The following is a 19,498-nucleotide window of genomic DNA, read 5'->3' as shown; positions in this document are numbered from 1 at the left end:
GCCGACGAGATCCTCGCCGCCGTCAAACGCTTCTGCCAGAAAACAATGAAGCGAACTTCGGATTCAGGTGACTAGGCTCAGGACTCATTGATTGATCCAGAAGATGAAGGTTGCTGCGATGCAGATTGCGGACATGAAGGTGTGGGCGCAGCGATCGTAGCGGGTGTGGATGCGCCTCCAGTCTTTGAGCCTGCCGAACATGATCTCGATTTTGTGACGCTGGCGATAGAGCGCTGCATCATGCGGGATTTGCACCTTCCGGTTCGATTTTGACGGGATGCAGGGGGTGATCTTGCGGTCTGCCAGGGCGGTGCGGAACCAGTCGGCATCGTAGCCCCTATCGCCGAGCAGGACCTTGGCTCTTGGCAAAGCATCAATCATCAGAGCCGCGCCCTTGTAATCGCTCATCTGCCCCTCGCTCAGCAGCATGATCAGCGGTCGTCCCTTGCCGTCGCACACGGCATGGAGCTTGGAGTTCAGGCCGCCTTTGGTTCTGCCGATACGTCGGGGAACAGCCCCTTTTTGAGCAGGCTTGCCGCCGTCCGGTGCGCCTTCAGGTGGGTCGCATCGATCATCAACCGGTCGGGCTTGCCACCCTTTGCCGCGAGCCCCGCGAAGATCTTGTTGAACACGCCCAGCCGGCTCCAGCGGATGAAGCGGTTGTAGATCGTCTTGGGCGGTCCGTACTCGCAAGGCGCATCGCACCACCGCAAGCCATTGCGGATCACGAAGATGATCCCGCTGATAACCCGCCGATCATCGACCCGCGGCACGCCGTGCGACAGCGGAAAATACGGCTCAATCCGGCGCATCTGCGCCTCCGACAACCAGATCAGATCACTCATCGCAGCGCCTCCTCGCGCCGCCATTGAATCAATCCATCGCTATCTACGCAAGCGATTTAACAGGTCCTGAGCCTAGGGAGCGGCATGTCGTCATCAATCGTGACCATCGCCGCCGTGTTTGAGGCGCATGGTCATCCAGAACCACGTTACTCGTCGCGGCGGCCTCCGGAGAGACCACCATGACAGAGCCTTTCGATGCTATCCGAACCCAACGCTGTCGCATCAGCCCACTTGAGGAAGATGACGCCGAGGCATTGCAGGCGATAACCGACGCCTCCGTCACTTCGCACATTCACTTCTTGTCCGAGCCGTTCACCGTTGCCGATGCGAGAGCACTCATCGGCTCCAACCAAGAACATCGTTTTTTCGGGGTATGGGACAGCGTGCGCACGGACCTTCGAGGGGTAATCGGCGTGCATCTGACGCATGATCGAGAAATCGAGGTCGGTTACTGGTTCTCAACTGGCGCCCGAGGAAAAGGGCTTGCGACCGAAGCCGTGCGCGCGATGGTGAGGGATTTGGCTATTCTTCATCCTGAGCGCCGCATCATAGCGGAGTGCCACCCAGACAACCGGCGATCGTGGGCGCTTCTCGAACGTATCGGCTTCACGCCAACTCACAAAGCAGGCGCTCGACCGGGAAGAATGGTCCTCTCGTGGAACGCACAGGCCAATTATCGAATCGACGTGTGTTGAGCATCAGCACCTTGGATCAAATCTGATGCGCGCGAATGGATGGATTCACGTCCTGTTCTATGTGTGATAATGTCCTTTATCATACACTCTTCCCCTTAGGCGCGCTGCATGGTAGAAAGGTGGCTAATTTTCTAGAAAGGCGGACCATGAGCCTCAATGTTAAAGACCCTGAAGCCCATCGGCTTGCGCAGGCCATCGCCCAAGCGACCGGCCAGAGCATGACCCGCGTGGTGACGGAGGCGCTGCGCGAGCGCTTCGCCAGGATCGAGCGTCAGAAAAGCAAGGCGAGCGTCGCGGAACTGCTAACGATCGCCGATCGCGCCGCCACGCATGTGAAGCGCCCCTATGTCGATCATGCCGAACTGTTTTATGACGATAATGGCCTGCCGAAATGATCCTCGACACCTCGGCCCTGGTCGCGATCCTCTATCGCGAACCCGAAGCGGCGACCTTCGCACAAGCCATCCATGATGCCGATGCCTGCCGCATCAGCGTCGCCAGCTATGTCGAGCTGTCGATGGTCATCGAACGCCAGCTCGGTCCCGAAGGGATGCGCCAGACCGAAGCCTTCTTTCGCCGCGCCGGCATCACGATCGAACCGGTGACGCTCGATCATGGCGAACTGGCGCGACAGGCGTTTCTCGATTTCGGCAAGGGCCGCCACAAAGCGGGCCTGAACTTTGGCGACTGCTTTTCCTATGCGCTGGCCAAGGCGACCGACGAGCCGCTGTTGTTCAAGGGCAATGATTTTGCCCTGACGGACATAGAGGCGGCGGCATAATGCGCGCGGTGCACGACAAGATCGAAGGCCCCTTCGCCATCGAGGAGAATATCGCCCTCTATGGCATGGTCGCTGGCGATGCGACGCTGCATCGGGGCATCCGTTTCATCCTCCACGGCACAATTACGGGCAACCTGACGATCGAGACCGGCGCGCGCGCAATCATCCATGGCACGGTGGCGGGACGCATCTACAACGAAGGCGGTCGCGTCGAGATCTTCGGGATCGCCGATGCCGTCGCCAACGGCTCGCGCGACGCCATCACGATCATCGATCCCGCCGCCCATGTCCGGGGCCGGCCATGACCCAGATCGGCGGTGTCCCCGACATGCACGACGAGGATGATTACCCGTATGACAATCCCGTGTCCCGCGCCCAGGCCGAGAGCTTGCGGGAGCAGGCCCGCGCGGGCGGGTTGCGGTTTGAGGCCTATCTGCCCCCGGCGCTGGCCGACTGGCTGTTGGAACCGATCGAGCGCGGCATGTTCGCCGATCCTTCGGAGGCGGTGTTCGCGATCGTCGGCAACTTCCGCGATCTGGAGCCGCATCGTGATCTGCGCGACGCGTTGCTGCGCCGGTTGTTGCAGGCGGCGGTCGATGATCCGAGGCCGGGCACTCCCCATGAACAGGTGCAAGCGGAGATGGCGCGCCGTCGCGTCGAACCGCGCGCCGCGCCCGCACGCTGGCGGAGAGAGGGGTAATGGCTCAGCTCGCCCCCCTTCCCTCGCCCACGCTGGCCTTGCCGGCGCTGATCGCGTCGGCCGACGACCGCGCGCGGTTGCGGTTCCTGGAGTTTTTCGCCGTCACCATCCGCAACGCGCATACGCGCCGCGCCTATGCGCGCGCGGCTGGCGACTTCCTGACCTGGGTAGCGGCGCGCGGGGTCACGTCCCTTGGGGCCGTGCAGCCGCTCCACGTCGGCGCGTGGATCGAGGCGCTGGGAGGCGAGATGAGCGCGCCCAGCGTCAAGCAGCAGCTCGCCGGCGTGCGTCGGCTGTTCGACTGGCTGGTGATAGGCCAGGTCATGCCGGTGAACCCCGCCGCATCGGTGCGCGGGCCGGCGCATAGTCAGCGGCGCGGCAAGACGCCGGTGCTGGCCCCCGACGAGGCGCGGCGGCTGCTTGATACGATCGACGTGGGTGGGCCGGCGGGTCTGCGCGACCGCGCGCTAATCGGGCTGATGGTCTATTCGTTCGCGCGGATCGGCGCGGCGCTCTCCATGCGTGTCGAGGACGTTTTCATGCAGAACCGCCGTCTCTGGGTGCGGCTGCACGAAAAGGGCGGCAAGCAGCACGAAATGCCCTGCCACCATAATCTTGAGGACTATCTGACCGCCTATATCGACGGGTGTGAGCTGCGCGCGCAAGCCAAGGGGCCGTTGTTCCGCACGATCGCGCGCGGGACCAAGCGGCTAAGCGACACTCCCCTGCCCCAGGCCAATGCGTTCGCGATGGTGCGCCGACGCGCGGTGGCGGCCGAGATCGGCACGGCGATCGGCAACCATTCGTTCCGCGCGACCGGGATTACCACTTACCTGAAGAACGGCGGCACGCTGGAGACGGCCGCGACGATGGCGAACCATAGCTCCACGCGCACGACCCAGCTCTACGATCGGAGGCCCGATGACGTGACGCTCGATGAGGTGGAACGGGTGTTGATCTAGTCACCTGGAACTGAAGTAAGCTTCATTGTATAAGCCCTTGTAGATCAGACGGAGGTTAATGTGATGGCGGGCAGACGGGCGGATTTGGTTGTCTTGAGCGGAGATGACCGGCGTTTTCTCGAAGCTCAGGTCCGCCGCCACAAAGCGCCGCGTTCACTCTCTGATCGATGCCGGATGGTCCTGCTTTGTGCAGAAGGGCTGCAGAGCAAGGAAGTCGCCGAACGCCTGGGCGTTCACGAGCACACGGTTGGCAAATGGCGCCGCCGGTTCGTGCAGGCTGGCATTGAAGGACTGACTGACGAATATCGTGCGGGTCGGCCACGAACAGTATCTGACACGCAAGTAGCTCAGGTGATCGAGCGTACGCTGAACACGACCCCCAAGGACGCCACGCATTGGTCGATCCGTTCCATGGCCGCCAAGTCCGGGCTGTCACACACCACCATCCGCCGGATCTGGGGCGCGTTCGGCCTGCAGCCGCACCGGTCCGAGACATTCAAGCTGTCCACCGATCCGCTATTTGTCGACAAGGTGCAGGACATAGTCGGGCTCTACATGTCGCCGCCGAACCGGGCGATCGTGCTGTGCGTGGATGAAAAATCGCAAATCCAGGCGCTGGATCGCGAGCAGCCGGTCTTGCCCATGGCGCCGGGGGTTCCTGAGCGGCGCACCCATACCTACGTCCGCAATGGCACGACATCCCTGTTCGCCGCGCTCGACATTGCCACCGGCGCCGTGATCGGGAAATGCTACAAGCGCCATCGGGCAACCGAGTTCCTCGACTTCCTCAAGCGGATCGACGCCGCGATCCCCAAGGGGCCAGACGTCCACCTCGTGATGGACAACTATGCGACCCACAAGACGCCAAAGATCAAGGCCTGGCTCGCACGCCGCCCGCATTGGCATGCTCACTTCACACCGACTTCGGCGTCCTGGATCAATCAGGTCGAACGATGGTTTGCAGAACTGACCCGCAAGCAGTTGCAGCGCGGTGTCCACCGATCAACCGCTGAACTTGAGACCGACATCACCGCATTCATCGCGGCGCACAACGAAAACCCCAAGCCCTACAAATGGGTCAAATCCGCCGACGAAATCCTCGCCGCCGTCAAACGATTCTGCCAAAAAACAATGAGCCGAACTTCAGATTCAGGTGACTAGCACTACTTTGGCAGTTTTTGTTCAGGCCTGTCTACGAGGAGCTTTTCACAATGGGGGCACCGAAGTGGCGGAGGCCTTATGAAGATGTTCAAGATCGCCTGTCGGATAGCTGGCATGCTCGGTTGTGGCGGCGGCCCCCCGACTCTTTTTTTTCCGCCCCGCTGCTTTGAGACGGCGGGCTTGAAGGAAAGCGTATGCGATCATTGTCATCAATGCATGTCGATGTAATCCAACCCAGGAGCGGCCTTCGAAATGATCGAGGCCCAGTTCTTCCTTGAGCTGCTGATGTGCTTGCTCGCAGATCCATCTCGCCTTGATCGTCGCGGCGAGCATTTTGAGGGTGGCGTCGGCAGGTAAATTTGAGACGTAGTATTTTGCTCACCGGTCAAACGGCGCTCTCCAACAAGCCAGACCTCATCGCCTGGCATGGCCTGGACGCGGTTATCGAGCATGCGATGGCGATGTCCATCAGCAACCCTTACACGACGAGCGGCGAACAAGCATGTCAGTCTTCCCTTAGTACCGCGTCGCCAGCTAACCTTTTTCCATTTTTCCTTAGCCAACATGGTCTCGGCTGAGACCGGCTGTTGATCAGGGATGTGGTACTTGCGCTTGTTCCCCATGCTAGCGACCGGAAATATCAGCGCCACGTCAGACGGATATACATTCTGACGCCGCGACAAGCCCACTGCCCAGAGCAGGCCGCGGTCAGTCAATGCCTGGCGAAAGGACCCGCTGGATCCATAACCAGCATCGGCCAACGCGCAGCCGAAGCGGGCACCTGTAGCGATGACGCGATCGATCTCCTCCATCGCAATCTCTGGTTTTGTCCGGGCGATCTGACACTCTTTGGGAACCTGCGCGCGCGTCATCTTATCAACATCGCTTGTCCAGCTGTCAGGCAGAAAAAGGCGTAGCCCCACCATGACCGGCACTTCCCGGGAAGCCAGCGTCACCGAGACTAGGGACTGACAGTTGGCGGTCTTTCCCAGCGATGAAGCATATTGCGGAGCTACCCCGACGGAATGGGTTCCCTTCTTCGGCAAGGCGGTGTCATCGATGACGAGAAATCCCGCTGCATCGCCCACCAGCCGATCTGCTTCTTGCACCAGCACTTTCTCGAGAGGAGCGCTGCCCCAAACCCCCGCAGCGACAAAATGATGAAGCTGATCATAGCCGATCTCGCTCGCTCGCGATGCCATCGGCTGAACGCTCTTACGGTCTCCTGGGCCTATCAGACCTGCTATGTAGGCGGGGCACATCCGACGGCGCGTCTTGTGCCCAAGAGCGATGAGAAACGGCTCAAGCCAGCCCTCCAGATCCTCTTTCCATTCCGTATCCATCACCAGCCCTTTCGATAGCTGGCTCTCCATGAATCAGGGTTTTTGCCTTTTGGGAATCGCAAAAATACAAAACTGCCAAAGTAGTGCTAGGCGATGTTGACCCTTCTCAAAAAGAGGCCGACGTCACGCCGGCTAGAGTTGGGAGAGGATGCCTAAAAGGCATAAGAATGCTGCACCTGCGAAGACGGTTTTACAAGTGCAAATTTGCGGGAGCCATCCTGACGATGGTTTCCAGAACCATCGCAGACAACGAGTGCGATCGTCGATCGCCATGCGAGTCCATTTCAAACTGAGGGAGCTGTCTTGGAGGGGCTGAAAAGGCCCGTTTTTGCGCGGGAGCAGTTCGGTTCCCCCGAGAGGTTCGTTAGTGTCGCAAGGTGTCGGGTGATCCATCTCCCACGCTCTTGCGCAAGCTGATCATCGGCCGTGCCGGTAAGGAAGGCCATTTGCGTGTCGGCGACGACGATCGCAAAAAACATCTCGGCGAGAAAATCCTGTGCTTCCCCGGTGACACAGCGCAGATGCGGTCGGACGATCCGACGCGCCGCTTCCTTGACCCGCGATACGACCATTTGATAGATGTTGCCTATCTGGGGGTACTTTTGCCGCTCGGCGATGACCATACGCAATAGGCCGATTGCATCTTCGCTTTGGGCCAGATCGAGAAGCTTTTGCGTCGCCTCCTCGAGTGCCATGTCATCGGCACCCATCGCAAATGCATCGTCGAGGGTTTTCGAGAAGCGATCGGCTTCCTCTCTGACGATGGTTTCGAACAGTTCGAGCTTGCTGCCGAAGTAGATATAGAGAGTGCCTCGGGAGCCACCGATGCGCTCTATGATGTCGTCGATGGTGGTAGCGGCAAAGCCCTTCTCGTGGAAGAGGCCTCGGGCGGCATCGATCAGCCGGCTTCGACGAAATGTCCGATCCTTGGATCTGGGGGCGGCTTTGGGAAGTTCGCGCCGATGGCGACGTGTGTTGATTTCACTCGTCGATACTTGCTGTTCCTTCACCGGACTGCACTCCCAGTTGGTCAGCTGCGCGTCAAGGCGCACCGCTCGTGTCGATCTCTCCGTTCCTTGCCTCCCCATGCAGAGGCTCGTCCGCCAGTCCGCCGCCGAGTGAGCGGTATAGTTCCACCAGGTTGCTCGCCTGGGTCAGCCGGGTGGTGACCAGCGCCTGCTCGGCGCCATAGGCGGTGCGCTGGGCGTCGAGGGTGACGAGGAACGAATCCACCCCCGAACGGAACCGCGCGTCGGACAGCCTGGCGGCGACGCCGGCTGCCTCGGCGCGGGTGGTCTGGGCGCGGATCTGGTCGCCGATGCGGCCGCGCTGGGCAAGCGCGTCGGAGACTTCGCGAAAGGCGGTCTGCACGGCTTTTTCGTAAGTCGCGACGGCCACCTTCTGCGAAGCCCTGGCATATTCGAGATTGCCCGAACGGCGGCCGAAGTCGAACAGCGGCAGCGAGGCGCCGGGCGAGCCGGTGTAGGTATAGCTGCCGTCCTTGAACAGGCCCGACAGCGCGGTGCTCAGGGTGCCGAGCGTGCCCGTCAAAGAGATCGTGGGGAAGAACGCCGCGCGCGCCGCGCCGATGTTGGCGTTCTCGGCGATGAGCAGGTGCTCGGCCTGCAGCACGTCCGGACGGCGCAGAAGCACTTCGGACGATACGTCGCCGGGCAGCGCGTCGCGCGTCGTCGGCTCCTTGCCGAAGGCGTTGGGCAGCTGTTCGGCCGGGACCGTGGTGCCGACCAGCAGGTTGAGCGCGTTCTGGTCGCGCGCCACGCTCGTCTCCAGCGCGGCGATGTCGTTGACCGCGCCCTGGTAGCTGGTCTCGGCCTGGCGCACTTCCAGTTCCGAGCCGACGCCGACGCGGAATTGCTCGCGCGTCAGGCGCAGGGTTTCCTCGAAAGCCTTCGCCGTCTCGCGTGAGAGGCGCAGCTGCTCGGAGTCCGAGGCCATCGTCAGCCAGGCATTGGCGATCTCGGCGATGAGACTGATGCGCGCGGAACGCTGCGCCTCCTCGCTGGCGAAGTACTGCTCCTGCGCGGCGCGCGACAAGTTGCGCACGCGGCCGAACAGGTCCAGCTCGAAAGCCGAAAGGCCCACGGTCGCCTGGTAGACCTCGATGTCGGAACTACTCGAGCCGGCGCCGCCGCCCATGCTCGCGAGGTTATTGGTGTACGTCGCGGTGCCGGTGGCGTTGACGGTGGGCAGCCGGTCGGCGCGCTGGACGCGGTACTGCGCGCGCGCTTGCTGGACGTTGGCGGCGGCGATGCGCAAGTCGCGGTTGTTGGCGATGCCCGTCTCGATGACCTGCCGCAGGCGGTCGTCGAGGAAGAAGTCCCGCCAGCCGATGCGCGAGACGTCCTGCGCATCGGTGGGTGCGGCCGGGTAGACGCCGCCCTGGGGTAGCGCCACCGGCACCGCGCCGGCCGGCCGCTCGTACTTCGGGGCGAGGTTGCACCCGGCCAGCAGCGTGGTTCCGGCAAGCAGGATGAGGATCGACTTTTTCATGTTCAGCTTTCCTGCGGCTGCACGCGGCCAGCGTGAGGCTCTTCTGCGTCGGGATCGTGCGGCTTGCTGTCGGTCTGTCCGTGCTTGAACAGGCGGGCGACGATCACGAAGAACATCGGCACGAAGAAGATTGCGAAGATCGTGGCAGAGAGCATGCCGCCCACCACCGCGCGGCCGATCGCGTTCTGGCCGCCCGCGCCCGCGCCGGTCGAGACCGCCAGTGGCAGCACGCCGAACACGAAGGCGAGCGAGGTCATCAGGATCGGGCGGAGACGCAGCCGGGCCGCCTCCATCGCCGCGTCGAAGGCGTTCATCCCCGACTGTACCCGCTCCTCGGCGAATTCGACGATCAGGATCGCGTTCTTGGCCGAGACGCCGATCGTGGTGATCAGGCTGACTTGCAGGTAGATGTCGTTGTTGAGGCCCGTCAGCATCGCGGCGAGGACCGCGCCGATCACGCCGAGCGGCACGACCAGCATGACCGCGATCGGCACCGACCAGCTCTCATAGAGCGCCGCGAGGCACAGAAAGACGATGACCAGCGACAGGGCATAGACCATTGGTGCCTGGCCGCCGCTCAGGCGTTCCTCGTAAGACAGGCCGGTCCATTCCAGGCCAGTGCCCGGCGGCAGCTTGCCGTGCATCTCGGTGATGGCGTTCATCGCGTCGCCAGTGCTCAGGCCTTGGCCCGGCGCACCCTGCAGCTGCATGGCGGGCTTGCCGTTGTAGCGGCTCAGGATGACGGGCGCGGTCTTCCACGACAGGGTGGAGAAGGCCCTGAACGGCGCCATCTCGCCGCTCGTGCCGCGCACGTAGAGATTCTCGATGCCTTCGGGTGAGGAGCGATAGGCCTCGTCTGCCTGGATGTACACGCGCTTGGTGCGGCCGCGGTCGAGGAAATCGTTGACGTAGGCGCTGCCCCAGGCGCTGGAAATCTCGCTGTTGATCGCGCCCAGGTCGAGGCCGAGGGCGCCGGCCTTGTCCTGATCGATGTCCACCGCGAGCTGCGGAGCGTCGTCGAGAGTGACCGGGCGGACCTGCGCGACGCGCTTGTCGCCCGCCGCCATGCCCAGGAGCTGGTTGCGCGCGCCGAGCAGCTTTTCGTGCCCCATGTTGGTGTTGTCCACCAGCCACAAGTCGAAGCCGGTCGCATTGCCGAGTTCCTGCACTGCGGGCGGCATGAGGGCGAAGATCGTGGCGTCGCGATACTTGGAGAACACGCCCATTGCGCGACCCACGAGGGCCTGGGCCTTGTTCTCGGAGCTGCTGCGGTCCTTCCAGTCCTTGAGCTTGATGAAGGCCAGGCCGGCGTTCTGGCCCTGGCCGTTGAAGGAGAAGCCGCTGACCGTGAAGACCGAATCGACGGCTGCCTTCTCGTCTTTGAGGAAGTGGTCGCGCACCACGTCCAGCGCCTTTTGCGTGCGCGGCAAGGTGCCGCCCGGAGGAGCCTGGACCAACGCGAACATTGTACCCTGGTCTTCCTCGGGGAGGAAGCCGCCGGGCAGACGCATGAAGATCAGACCCATGGCCGCCACGATCATCAGATAGACGAAGCCCGAGCGCTTCCAACTGTTGGCGGTGCGACGCACGCCGCCCTCGTACTTGCGGGTACCACGATCGAACTTGTCGTTGAACCAGCGGAAGAAGCGGGCGAGCGGGCCGTCCCCTTCGCTCTTGCCGGGATCGTGGGGCTTGAGGATCGTGGCGCACAGCGCCGGGGTGAGGATCAGCGCGACCAGTACCGAAAGCGCCATCGACGAGACGATGGTGATCGAGAACTGGCGATAGATGACGCCGGTCGATCCGCCGAAGAAGGCCATCGGCAGGAACACGGCCGACAGCACCATGCCGATACCGATCAGTGCGCCGCTGATCTCGTCCATCGATTTTCGCGCCGCTTCCTTTGGCGACAGATGTTCTTCCTGGATCAGGCGTTCGACATTTTCGACGACCACGATCGCGTCATCGACGAGCAAGCCGATCGCCAGGACCATGCCGAACAGGGTCAGCGTGTTGATCGAGTACCCCAGCATCGACATCATGCCGAAGGTGCCGAGCAGCACGACCGGGACCGCGATGGTGGGAATGATCGTGGCGCGCCAGTTCTGCAGGAACAGGAACATGACGAGGAACACGAGCACGACCGCCTCGACCAGCGTGTGGATCACCTGCTCGACCGAAAGGCGGACGAACGGGGTCGTGTCGTAAGGGAAGGCGACCTTGACGTCCGAGGGGAAGCCCGTGGCGATTTTCTGCACTTCGGCTTTCACCGCGTCCACGGTGTCAAGCGCGTTGGCGCCTGATGCCAGCTTCACGCCGAAGCCCGATGCGGGCTTGCCGTTATACTGCGTATCGAAGCCGTAGATTTCGGCGCCGAGTTCCACCCGAGCCACGTCGCGCAGGCGCACGACGGCCCCGCCTTCGGTGGTGCGCAGGCGGATGTTGCCGAACTGCTCAGGCGTCTGCAGGCGCGACTGGACCGAGACGGTTGCGTTGAGCTGCTGTTCCTTGGACGCCGGCAACTGACCGATCTGACCGGCTGAAACCTGCGCGTTCTGCGCGGAGACGGCAGTGCTGACGTCGGCGATGGTGAGATTGTAGCTGCGCAGCTTGAGCGGATCGACCCAGATACGCATCGAGTACTGGGTGCCGAATATCTGTAGTTCGCCCACGCCGTTGATGCGACTGACCGGATCCTGGATCTGGCTGACGATGTAGTCCGAAAGGTCGTTGGCGGTGTGAGTGCCGTCCTCGGAATAGATCGCGGTGATGAGCAGGAAGCTGGCCGCCGACTTGGCGACGGTCACGCCCTGGCGCTGGACTTCCTGCGGGAGCAGGGCGGTCGCGGCCTGGAGCTTGTTCTGGACCTGGACCTGGGCGATGTCGGGATCGGTGCCCTGCTCGAAGGTAAGGGTGATCGTCACGCGCCCGGCAGACGAGGACTGCGCCGAGAAGTAGCGCAGGTTGTCGATGCCCTTGAGCTGCTGCTCGATGATCTGCGTGGTCGTGCGTTCGAGCGTCTCGGCGTCGGCGCCCGGATAAGTGGCGCTGATGGTGACGGTCGGTGGCGCGATCTCGGGGAACTGCGAGATCGGCAGGCTGCGGATGGCAATCGCGCCGGCCATCATCAGGACGATGGCGATGACCCATGCGAAGATGGGCCTGTCGATGAAATAGCGGGACATGGTCGGTTACTGCCCCCGCTGCGCAGGTCGCTGACCGGATTGGTCACTTCCCTGCTGGGCCGGCACCGCCTTGACTGCGATGCCGGGCCGCAACATTTGCGCACCATCCACGATTATCTTCTCCCCCGGCTTCAGCCCGCTGGTGACGAGCCAGCTGGTTCCGATCGTGCGCGGCGCGGTGATCTTGCGCATCTCCACCTTGTTTTCCGGACCGACGATGAGGACGGTAGGATTGCCCTTCTCGTCACGCGACACGGCGACCTGGGGCACGAGCAAACCGTTGCTCTTCGTGCCATCGACCAATTCGGCCCGTACGTACATTCCCGGAAGAAGCAGACCGCGCGGATTAGGGAACTGAGCGCGGATGATCTGGCTGCCAGTTGTGGGATCGACGGTGACGTCAGTGAACTTGAGCACGCCCTTTTCCGGATAAGTGCTGCCGTCCTCCAGCTTGAGCTTCACCTGCGCCGCGCCACTACCGCGCGATATGTCACCGGAAAGCAATTGCTGGCGCAGGCGCAGCACATCGGCGCTCGACTGCTGGATGTCCACGAAGATCGGATCCAACCGCTGGATCGTGGTGAGCGGGTCGGTTTGCGAAGCGGAGACGAGCGCGCCGATGGTGTATGTCGAGCGACCGATGCGGCCGGAGATCGGTGCGCGGATCGTGGTGCGCGCCAGGTCGATTTGCGCCGAGCGCAGCATCGCCTGCTGCGCTGACACGTCAGCCTCGGCCTGCTGCGCGCTGGTGACTGCGTTCTCCGCCTCCTGGCGCGAGATCGCGTTTATCTTGACCAGATCATTGTAGCGGCGGGCCAGAGCGGCTGTGGATGCGATTGAGGATCTGGCCCGCACGAGTGCGGCGCGCGCGTTCGCGACCTGTGCCTCGTAGGGAGCGGGATCGATCTGGTAAAGTGCCTGTCCCGCGCGCACCTGATCGCCTTCGGTGAACAGACGCTTGAGAATCAGGCCGTTGACCTGCGGGCGCACGTCGGAAGCTTCGAAAGCGCTGGTTCTCCCCGGAAGCTCGCTGCTGAGCGTCACGGTCTGCTCGCGGACGGTAACCACCCCCACCTCCGGCGGGCCGGCGACCCCCTGCTGCCCTCCTCCACCGCATGCAGTAATAAGTAGCGCGATGAATGGAGTGCATTTTTTCATAGAGCTTGCCCGTTGACCAAGTTATCACGAGAGCGAATGATCACTCACGATCAGCGGCTCTTTATTGCGCCGCAGCATCGAATGCAAGCTAGGGAGGTATGGTGGCAAAAAACAATTCGGTCGCAAGAGTGCGGGGACCCCGCTCTGCGGCGCGGCGGCAGCATATATTGGCCACGACCCGCGATCTCTTCGTCAAACGCGGATTCCATCAGACCGGGATGGCCCAAATCGCCAGTTCATCCGGCATCGCGGTGGGGCAGATCTATCGGGACTTTGCCAACAAGGAGGCGATCATTGCCGCCATCTGCGAAGCCGACCTTGCTGAATGGCTCGAGGAAGAGACGCTGGAGACGGCGGTCGCGGTGGGGGATCGCGAAGGTATCCTCGCCTGGATCGAGCGAATCGCCATCGATGAGCCATCGCATGAAAATCGCCGCATGATGTGCGAATTCGTGGCCACAGTGGGGTGTAACCCGATCATCGCCGAGATCAATCGCAAGGCGGATGTCCGGCTGCGCACCAGCCTGGGAGCGGCGCTGGCCTCTTTGGCGCCGGGCGCATCTCCACAGGACAGATCAACGGTGGTGGACTTCATCATCACCATGTCCTGGGGAATGGTAGCGGGGGCCGAGCTGTTTCCTTACCGAGACCACAAAATCTTGCGCCACTACATGGCGTCGCTGTTCCGCCGGGAACTCGCCGCAATGTGCAATTGAGGACCTGCTCAGTGCGCGCGGACCAAGGCTGGCGCAGCTCGATTGGCATTTTGGTGAGCTGAAGGTCCCCGGGCACTGGACAATTGTTCAGCATCATATCATCTTCTCATTACAGGCCGAGGAATACGGTCGCTCCAGAGGATACCGGAAAGATGATGAACAACGATAATGTGGCCCCCGGCGACAAGGCAATGATCCTGTTGCAAAGCCTGATCTGCTATTTGCGAGAAAAGAACGTCCTGTCGCGCGCCGACATCGAGGAACTGCGAAATCGCGTGGAGGCCCGGATGGCTACACCGGACAGCGGTCTGTCCTGCGCCACCGCGCTGGTCGCCGCCGCCGTGAACGAGATGCGGGAACTGGATGACTATTGCGGCAAGAAGTATGGTGGCAAGCACCGGCGTCAGGTGAACTGAGGCGTCCATCGCTGCATCGCAGGATTGTTTTAAAGCTCTCTCCTATGGGCCACGTCTCGACCCGCACGGCGGGGAAACGCGATCAGCAGCGCGGCGCTCTGCCGGGTGCGGGTATAGGTGACGTGATACTGCGGGGTCGGCTTCGGGCAAGCTCGCGGTAACCTGGCGCGTCTGTTCGTGGCCTCGATCGTCGCCAGATCGTGACAGGGCATGCCGGCATTGCCGGTGCTTTCGCCGTGGCGGATGAATATGGCCTTCATGGCTTCCCCTTCATTGCTGGCGAGCGCTATCCAAGCGATATACAAAAGATAGCCAAACAGTAGCGCTTCGCTTGCTTTTCTTGTGTTCGCCAGGAAGCGGCAGGCTATTCGAACAGTTCCGAATGCGTGCCGGCGCGCACGAAGTTCACCAGATTTCCCTCGATCGTGTAGATGAGCAGGAAGTCGCCGCCGATATGGCACTCGCGATGATCGCTCCAATCGCCTTTGAGGGCGTGGTCCAGCCATTCCGGGCCAAGCGGCGCGTCGTTGGCGATGAGGAGCATCATCGCTTCCTTGAGCTGCTTCATGTTGTAGCGCCCGCTGCGCGACAACCGCTCCCAATCCTTCGCGAACCGCTTTTCATAAGACGCCTCTCGGGGGAGCGAGGCGCGCTTACTGCTGGCGGGCTTCTTGGTCGAGGGCATCAAAGACTTCCTGAGGATCGGTGAAACGGGCGCGGCGGGCCTTCATCGTGGCGCGAGAGGCTTCGATGGCTGCCCGTGTTTCGGCGTTCGGCACTTTCAGCTCGAACGGCAAGGCATGATCCTTCGCGACCCGGGTGAGCGTCATGCGGACCACATCGGATACGGTCAGCCCCAGTTCGGCCAGGACGGCGGCGGCTTCATCCTTCAATGTTTCGTCGATGCGCGCACGCACGAAAGCGGTAGCGGCCATAAGAACCTCCTGTGATCCGTGTTCGATGTAGCTCAACTGAGCTACAATTACAACCATTGTGCGCCTGCCGCTTGCGCGGCACCGTGGCTCTAGTCGCTGCGCTCCCCAAGCCCGCACGCGGTCTTGGCCATTCGGTGACGATCCACATGGCGGGCGAGATCGCGTGCGCGGATCTCGGGGACAAGGTGCCGGCGCTGGCCGGCATGTCGTTTGTTCAGTGGGGAGAGGACGTTCCGCCCCCCCTCTCCCCAGCAACGGGAATAGACGGGCCGTGGCTCGCTCGGCTGGGCCTCGCTGCGCCCGCTCCACCCCGTCGATTCCCGCTGCCCCCCTCTCTCGCCGGCGTTCTTGGGCGTCCGTGTTCCGGCCGATGGCATGGCCATCGCCGGACAGGCGATCTGAAGGGAATAGAGACGATGACCCACGACAACCGGGAAAGCTGGCTCAATCGGGTGGCGGCGGGCATGGCCCCGCTCTTTGAGGCGCTGGAAGCTCCCCTGCCCGACCGGGTGCGCGTGGCGATCGGCTTCACCAGCGCGGGAGCCAAGGGCAAGGCGATCGGCGAGTGCTGGGATAACCGGCTGAGCGCGGACGGCCATTTTGAAATCTTCATCCGTCCGGACCTTGCCCATGCGCCCGACGCCATGCCGGCACAGATCGCGGCCATCCTCGCGCATGAACTGGTCCATGCCGCTGTCGGCATCCCGGCAGGGCATGGGAAGGCGTTTAAACGGGTCGCGCTTGGGCTGGGGTTGGTCGGGCCGATGCGTGCCACCACGCCCGGCGATGCCTTCCTTGCCGCCATCGTGCCGATCCTCGATGTTGCTGGCCCCCTCCCCCATGCCCGTCTCGATACGGACGGCGAGTCCACCGCGCCGAAGAAGCAGAAACCCCGGATGCTCAAATGCGAGTGCGTGACGTGCGGCTATACCGTCAGGACCGCGCGCAAATGGCTGGAAGAGGCTGGAGCGCCGCTTTGCCCGATCGAGGACCATGGGGCCATGCGGCACGATCCGCTTGACGAGGATGACGATCCAGCGCCGGAGAGTGAGCGGCCTTAGAAATGTATATCACTGTGATGGACAGATCATGCTGGTTCGATTAACGATAGCAGGCAGAGTGAGGGCACTATGATATTGGTAGTCGGGAACACAAAGGGCGGCGTTGGCAAGACCACGCTCGCGGTCAACCTCGCGGTGGCCCGCGCGCTTGCCGGCCGCGACCTGTTGCTGGTGGACGGCGACGAGCAGGGAACCGCCCTCACCTTCACCCAGCTTCGCACCGAAGGTCTTGGCGAAGCCGGTTATACCGCCGTCGCCCTTACCGGCGCTGCGCTGCGCAGCCAGGTCCGCCAGCTCGCGCCCAAATATGACGATATTATCATCGACGTGGGTGGGCGCGACACCGGCTCGCTGCGCGCCGCGCTCACCGTGGCCGACACGTTGCTGGTGCCGGTGCAGCCACGCAGCTTCGATGTATGGGCGCTCGATCAGGTCGCGACGCTGGTGGCCGAGGCGCGCGAGATCAACGAGGGGCTGCGCGCCGTTGCGATCCTCAATGGCGCGGACCCGCAGGGCGGCGACAATGAGGCGGCATTGCAGATGATCGGCGACATCGAGGGGATCGAGGTGCTGCCCACATCGATCGTGCGCCGCAAGGCGTTCCCGAACGCGGCGGCCGAGGGCAGGGGGGTGCTGGAGCAATCCCCGCGCGACGCCAAGGCAGTCGATGAGCTGACCGCGCTGATAGGTGCGGTGTTTGTATAGCATGATGATAGCGGAGTGAAGTGCGATGGCTATCGCTCGTAAACCGAACAGCAATCCGAAGCCGCCCATTGATGACGATGCGGCGGACGCCTTCATTGCCGGGGCCGCGAAGCCGGCGACGCCGCCGATCGCAGCGGCGGACGAGGATGGGCCGCGCAAGGCGCCGGTCATGCTGCGCTTCGACCGCGCCTTGCTGGCGAAGGTCGATAGCGCCGCGAAGCGGCGCGGCATCAGCCGCAGCGCATGGATTCAGTTCACCGTCAGCCGTGCGCTCGACGCCGGCGAAGGGTGAAGCGCAGCGGATCGTAGCACGGCGCGCCAAAGGTGAGTTTTGGGGTAGGGGCTCACCGTTCGGCGGCGGGCAGGTTGAAATCCACCAGTACCGGCATTTCGGGGATGCCGCCACGCATCTTCGCCCGTCGCACGATACTGTGCTGATCGATCAGGTTTTGCGCGTCGCGGCGGCCGCTCGATGTTTTGGACATCCACAGCATCGCGACCTTTTCGACCTTGCGGCCCTTCTTGATCGGCGTGAAATCGACATAGAAGGGGCAGAGCTTGTTGATTTCCTCCTGGGCGACCTTGAGGCAATATTTGTTGAGATCGGCGAAGCGTTCGAGCTTGCCTTCGGGCACGTTGAGCAGCCCGCGCAGCTCCGCGATCGTGAATTCTTCGCTTTGCTTGTATTCGAGGCCGATCCGGCGCTCGATCATCTCATAGAGGCACAGCGCGTATTTCGACTCGAAACAATACATCACTTGCGTCTTGAGGCGTGCATAGACCTCGCTGTTGCGCAGTATCTCGATCAGCTCCTCGGGGATACGATAGTGCAGGAAGCCGTCTTTTTCGAGGCTTTCGTCGCTGGGGCCGAGGAGCTGGACGCGGCGCTTGTAGCTCTTGCCGGCCTTGCGGATGGTGACGATCGCGATGGTGCCCATCAGGCGCAGCAGCGAGCTTTCGATGCGCTCATTGCCCTGGTGCGTGCCCTTGAGCGCCGTCTTGGCGATGCGATGGATGACCGGCTCGCCGATGCGCTCCCAAGCGTTGGCGATCAACAGATTGTAGATTCGGCGATCGGCGAGGGTGAGGGGGGTCAACTCGACAATATCGACCAGTTCGCCGGGTTTGACGATTTCCCCATAATTGGCCGGATCGAACGGATTTCCGCGCCCTTTTTGCGCGAGGGTGCGGGCCGGGGTATCGACCAGGGCAAGCTGTGCCTTCGCGCCGTTCAAAGGTGAGGTTGCGTGGGACATGCACTCACCTTAGCAGCAATGGTGAGCCAGGCAATTCCTAAAACTCGCCGTTCGCTGAACGGTGAGGAGATACCCCAAAACTCACCGTCGATCAGGCGGCTACCCGAAAGCTCACCGGACTCGACCCCAACACTCACTTTTACCGGCCCCAAAACTCACCAAAGGCCACCCCAAAACTCACGCGACTCGACCCCAACACTCACTTTTCACGGGCACTTTCTTAGGTTTTCTGCGGGTTTGCAGACCCCTGAATCTTGAATCTAAGAAGAATTATTGAATCAGAAGGCGAACGGTGAGTTTTGGGGTAGCCTTGCCTGTGGGTAACTTGGCGCTCAACGCACCCACAGCTCCGGAAAAGAAGAAAAGCGCCGCCTCTTGGGGCTTCGCCCCGCCGGCTCGCGGCCTACGGCCGCCCCGGATCGCTAAAGCGATCCTCGCACCCGGCATCCCCATGATGAGCCGGCTTCGCCGACACGCTATTTGTTTTTTGATTGATGACTGTTCAAACGCTGCTCCCTTCGCCCAATCATAGCGCCCAACGGAAACGTCGCAGATTGGCTTTCCAGAAAAGCCAGGCGGATAGGAGGCGATCCAATCGAGAGGACAGGGGAGGCCGAAACGTCGCTATAGGGACGATTTCCGGGCCGCTCAGCCTTGTTACGGACTTCTGGGAGGGGTTTGAAGGGTCAAGCTCCAAGCAGCGCTTCACGGCCTCCCTGGGCGACAAACTTCGCGGGTGAATATCCTCGTGGTATCACCCGCCGCGTCAATGCCTGGGCGTCGATCGCCAACGGTGAGTCCATACCCCAAAACTCACCTTTCATGCGCCAGACGCCGATTTTCCGCGCTTGGGCGCGATTCTCCCAGCGAGGGATATGCCTTCATGCTATAGCGATACGCAATCGTACTGCTATACATACGATAGCATTGTGATTGTAATTTGGCAGAGAGCGACCATCTTTCTAGGTTTGAAGCCAGAGATGGAGCGTCATGGGGTGACTACACGAAAGTGACGTATCTGCACGCTAAGGGCGAACAAATCCGGTACGATGCCAGCAGATGCTATTC

Annotated in this window: 20 protein-coding genes and 2 pseudogenes; 12 read left to right on the top strand and 10 right to left on the bottom strand. The window is 62.2% G+C overall.

Going from position 1 to position 19,498, the window contains the following annotated elements; genetic code table 11:
• Positions 1-84 precede the first annotated feature (84 nt).
• Positions 85-845, bottom strand: a protein-coding gene (locus L3X40_RS17675) for an IS5 family transposase (protein ID WP_237366775.1) whose coding sequence is annotated in 2 segments (ribosomal slippage) — positions 85-512 and positions 512-845 — 762 coding nt in all. Because the reading frame shifts where the segments join, the coding sequence is not laid out codon by codon here.
• 179 nt (positions 846-1,024) lie between these two features.
• Here L3X40_RS17675 and L3X40_RS17670 point away from each other — a divergent pair.
• From L3X40_RS17670 to L3X40_RS17640, 7 genes are all read left to right on the top strand, one after another.
• The gene (locus tag L3X40_RS17670) at positions 1,025-1,540 is read left to right on the top strand and encodes a GNAT family N-acetyltransferase (RefSeq protein WP_237366774.1); all 516 of its coding nucleotides are present in this window, start codon (positions 1,025-1,027) and stop codon (positions 1,538-1,540) included.
• A 146-nt stretch (positions 1,541-1,686) separates the two neighbouring features.
• Positions 1,687-1,935: a type II toxin-antitoxin system VapB family antitoxin gene (locus tag L3X40_RS17665; protein ID WP_007682496.1), complete on the top strand. Its 249-nt coding sequence runs from the start codon at positions 1,687-1,689 to the stop codon at positions 1,933-1,935.
• Positions 1,932-2,321, top strand: coding sequence for a type II toxin-antitoxin system VapC family toxin (locus L3X40_RS17660; protein ID WP_007682494.1), 390 nt, complete (start codon positions 1,932-1,934; stop codon positions 2,319-2,321). The genes L3X40_RS17665 and L3X40_RS17660 overlap by 4 nt, the downstream gene beginning before the upstream one ends.
• Positions 2,321-2,626 (top strand): hypothetical protein, encoded by a 306-nt coding sequence (locus L3X40_RS17655; protein WP_007682492.1) that lies wholly within the window; start codon positions 2,321-2,323, stop codon positions 2,624-2,626. Before L3X40_RS17660 ends, L3X40_RS17655 begins: the two co-directional genes overlap by 1 nt.
• Positions 2,623-3,021 carry a hypothetical protein gene (locus L3X40_RS17650; protein ID WP_007682491.1) on the top strand — a complete coding sequence of 133 codons (399 nt, stop codon included), beginning with the start codon at positions 2,623-2,625 and terminating at the stop codon, positions 3,019-3,021. The genes L3X40_RS17655 and L3X40_RS17650 overlap by 4 nt, the downstream gene beginning before the upstream one ends.
• Positions 3,021-3,983, top strand: coding sequence for a tyrosine-type recombinase/integrase (locus L3X40_RS17645; protein WP_007682488.1), 963 nt, complete (start codon positions 3,021-3,023; stop codon positions 3,981-3,983). Before L3X40_RS17650 ends, L3X40_RS17645 begins: the two co-directional genes overlap by 1 nt.
• A 63-nt stretch (positions 3,984-4,046) precedes the next feature.
• Entirely contained in the window at positions 4,047-5,144 is a 1,098-nt protein-coding gene (locus L3X40_RS17640) for an IS630 family transposase (protein WP_007683624.1), read from the top strand.
• Positions 5,145-5,189: 45 nt separating this feature from the next.
• Here the strand turns inward: L3X40_RS17640 and L3X40_RS17635 are convergent.
• The 5 genes and pseudogenes from L3X40_RS17635 to L3X40_RS17615 form a co-directional block, all read right to left on the bottom strand.
• Positions 5,190-6,487 (bottom strand): annotated as a pseudogene (locus tag L3X40_RS17635) (IS701 family transposase).
• Between the two features lie 284 nt (positions 6,488-6,771).
• Entirely contained in the window at positions 6,772-7,539 is a 768-nt protein-coding gene (locus L3X40_RS17630) for a TetR/AcrR family transcriptional regulator (protein ID WP_017183070.1), read from the bottom strand.
• On the bottom strand, positions 7,529-8,998 hold the full coding sequence (locus tag L3X40_RS17625) for an efflux transporter outer membrane subunit (RefSeq protein ID WP_017183071.1): 1,470 nt from the start codon (positions 8,996-8,998) through the stop codon (positions 7,529-7,531). The genes L3X40_RS17630 and L3X40_RS17625 overlap by 11 nt, the downstream gene beginning before the upstream one ends.
• 2 nt (positions 8,999-9,000) lie before the next feature.
• On the bottom strand, positions 9,001-12,183 hold the full coding sequence (locus L3X40_RS17620) for an efflux RND transporter permease subunit (RefSeq protein WP_037466956.1): 3,183 nt from the start codon (positions 12,181-12,183) through the stop codon (positions 9,001-9,003).
• 6 nt (positions 12,184-12,189) lie between these two features.
• Positions 12,190-13,341 carry an efflux RND transporter periplasmic adaptor subunit gene (locus tag L3X40_RS17615; protein WP_026002373.1) on the bottom strand — a complete coding sequence of 384 codons (1,152 nt, stop codon included), beginning with the start codon at positions 13,339-13,341 and terminating at the stop codon, positions 12,190-12,192.
• Positions 13,342-13,508: 167 nt separating this feature from the next.
• Between L3X40_RS17615 and L3X40_RS17610 the strand changes: the two genes are divergently transcribed.
• Positions 13,509-14,057 (top strand): TetR/AcrR family transcriptional regulator, encoded by a 549-nt coding sequence (locus L3X40_RS17610; protein WP_007684564.1) that lies wholly within the window; start codon positions 13,509-13,511, stop codon positions 14,055-14,057.
• A 152-nt stretch (positions 14,058-14,209) separates the two neighbouring features.
• The gene (locus L3X40_RS17605) at positions 14,210-14,473 is read left to right on the top strand and encodes a hypothetical protein (RefSeq protein ID WP_007684562.1); all 264 of its coding nucleotides are present in this window, start codon (positions 14,210-14,212) and stop codon (positions 14,471-14,473) included.
• Positions 14,474-14,510: 37 nt separating this feature from the next.
• Here the strand turns inward: L3X40_RS17605 and L3X40_RS17600 are convergent.
• The 3 genes and pseudogenes from L3X40_RS17600 to L3X40_RS17590 all read right to left on the bottom strand — a co-directional run.
• Positions 14,511-14,733, bottom strand: a pseudogene (locus tag L3X40_RS17600) (histidine phosphatase family protein); the annotation flags it as partial.
• Between the two features lie 104 nt (positions 14,734-14,837).
• On the bottom strand, positions 14,838-15,158 hold the full coding sequence (locus L3X40_RS17595; RefSeq protein WP_021246202.1) for a type II toxin-antitoxin system YafQ family toxin: 321 nt from the start codon (positions 15,156-15,158) through the stop codon (positions 14,838-14,840).
• A complete protein-coding gene (locus L3X40_RS17590; protein ID WP_007684554.1) occupies positions 15,127-15,408 on the bottom strand; it encodes a type II toxin-antitoxin system RelB/DinJ family antitoxin in 282 nt (93 codons plus the stop codon). The genes L3X40_RS17595 and L3X40_RS17590 overlap by 32 nt, the downstream gene beginning before the upstream one ends.
• 416 nt (positions 15,409-15,824) lie before the next feature.
• Here L3X40_RS17590 and L3X40_RS17585 point away from each other — a divergent pair, with 416 nt between their 5' ends.
• The 3 genes from L3X40_RS17585 (at position 15,825) to L3X40_RS17575 (ending at position 17,466) form a co-directional block, all read left to right on the top strand.
• Positions 15,825-16,469, top strand: a complete 645-nt coding sequence (locus L3X40_RS17585; RefSeq protein ID WP_017183075.1) for a transcription elongation protein SprT — start codon at positions 15,825-15,827, stop codon at positions 16,467-16,469.
• Positions 16,470-16,538: 69 nt separating this feature from the next.
• Positions 16,539-17,174 carry an AAA family ATPase gene (locus L3X40_RS17580; protein WP_017183076.1) on the top strand — a complete coding sequence of 212 codons (636 nt, stop codon included), beginning with the start codon at positions 16,539-16,541 and terminating at the stop codon, positions 17,172-17,174.
• A 25-nt stretch (positions 17,175-17,199) separates the two neighbouring features.
• Positions 17,200-17,466 (top strand): hypothetical protein, encoded by a 267-nt coding sequence (locus L3X40_RS17575; RefSeq protein WP_017183077.1) that lies wholly within the window; start codon positions 17,200-17,202, stop codon positions 17,464-17,466.
• 52 nt (positions 17,467-17,518) lie between these two features.
• On the opposite strand, the gene L3X40_RS17570 is transcribed toward L3X40_RS17575, so the two are convergent.
• Positions 17,519-18,430 (bottom strand): replication initiation protein, encoded by a 912-nt coding sequence (locus tag L3X40_RS17570; protein ID WP_026002374.1) that lies wholly within the window; start codon positions 18,428-18,430, stop codon positions 17,519-17,521.
• Positions 18,431-19,498: the final 1,068 nt, after the last annotated feature.

The organism is Rhizorhapis sp. SPR117 (assembly GCF_021742065.1).
The sequence above is the reverse complement of the archived record's forward strand: the minus strand, read 5'-3'. Positions and strand labels throughout refer to the sequence as shown.

Bases quoted from the DNA above. Each gene is read 5' to 3' on its own strand.
- L3X40_RS17585 (WP_017183075.1), top strand. From the start codon at position 15,825: ATGACCCACGACAACCGGGAAAGCTGGCTCAATCGGGTGGCGGCGGGC.
- L3X40_RS17625 (WP_017183071.1), bottom strand. From the start codon at position 8,998: ATGAAAAAGTCGATCCTCATCCTGCTTGCCGGAACCACGCTGCTGGCC.
- L3X40_RS17580 (WP_017183076.1), top strand. From the start codon at position 16,539: ATGATATTGGTAGTCGGGAACACAAAGGGCGGCGTTGGCAAGACCACG.
- L3X40_RS17590 (WP_007684554.1), bottom strand. From the start codon at position 15,408: ATGGCCGCTACCGCTTTCGTGCGTGCGCGCATCGACGAAACATTGAAG.
- L3X40_RS17645 (WP_007682488.1), top strand. From the start codon at position 3,021: ATGGCTCAGCTCGCCCCCCTTCCCTCGCCCACGCTGGCCTTGCCGGCG.
- L3X40_RS17670 (WP_237366774.1), top strand. From the start codon at position 1,025: ATGACAGAGCCTTTCGATGCTATCCGAACCCAACGCTGTCGCATCAGC.
- L3X40_RS17665 (WP_007682496.1), top strand. From the start codon at position 1,687: ATGAGCCTCAATGTTAAAGACCCTGAAGCCCATCGGCTTGCGCAGGCC.
- L3X40_RS17640 (WP_007683624.1), top strand. From the start codon at position 4,047: ATGGCGGGCAGACGGGCGGATTTGGTTGTCTTGAGCGGAGATGACCGG.
- L3X40_RS17620 (WP_037466956.1), bottom strand. From the start codon at position 12,183: ATGTCCCGCTATTTCATCGACAGGCCCATCTTCGCATGGGTCATCGCC.
- L3X40_RS17650 (WP_007682491.1), top strand. From the start codon at position 2,623: ATGACCCAGATCGGCGGTGTCCCCGACATGCACGACGAGGATGATTAC.
- L3X40_RS17660 (WP_007682494.1), top strand. From the start codon at position 1,932: ATGATCCTCGACACCTCGGCCCTGGTCGCGATCCTCTATCGCGAACCC.
- L3X40_RS17615 (WP_026002373.1), bottom strand. From the start codon at position 13,341: ATGAAAAAATGCACTCCATTCATCGCGCTACTTATTACTGCATGCGGT.
- L3X40_RS17605 (WP_007684562.1), top strand. From the start codon at position 14,210: ATGATGAACAACGATAATGTGGCCCCCGGCGACAAGGCAATGATCCTG.
- L3X40_RS17575 (WP_017183077.1), top strand. From the start codon at position 17,200: ATGGCTATCGCTCGTAAACCGAACAGCAATCCGAAGCCGCCCATTGAT.
- L3X40_RS17655 (WP_007682492.1), top strand. From the start codon at position 2,321: ATGCGCGCGGTGCACGACAAGATCGAAGGCCCCTTCGCCATCGAGGAG.
- L3X40_RS17570 (WP_026002374.1), bottom strand. From the start codon at position 18,430: ATGTCCCACGCAACCTCACCTTTGAACGGCGCGAAGGCACAGCTTGCC.
- L3X40_RS17595 (WP_021246202.1), bottom strand. From the start codon at position 15,158: ATGCCCTCGACCAAGAAGCCCGCCAGCAGTAAGCGCGCCTCGCTCCCC.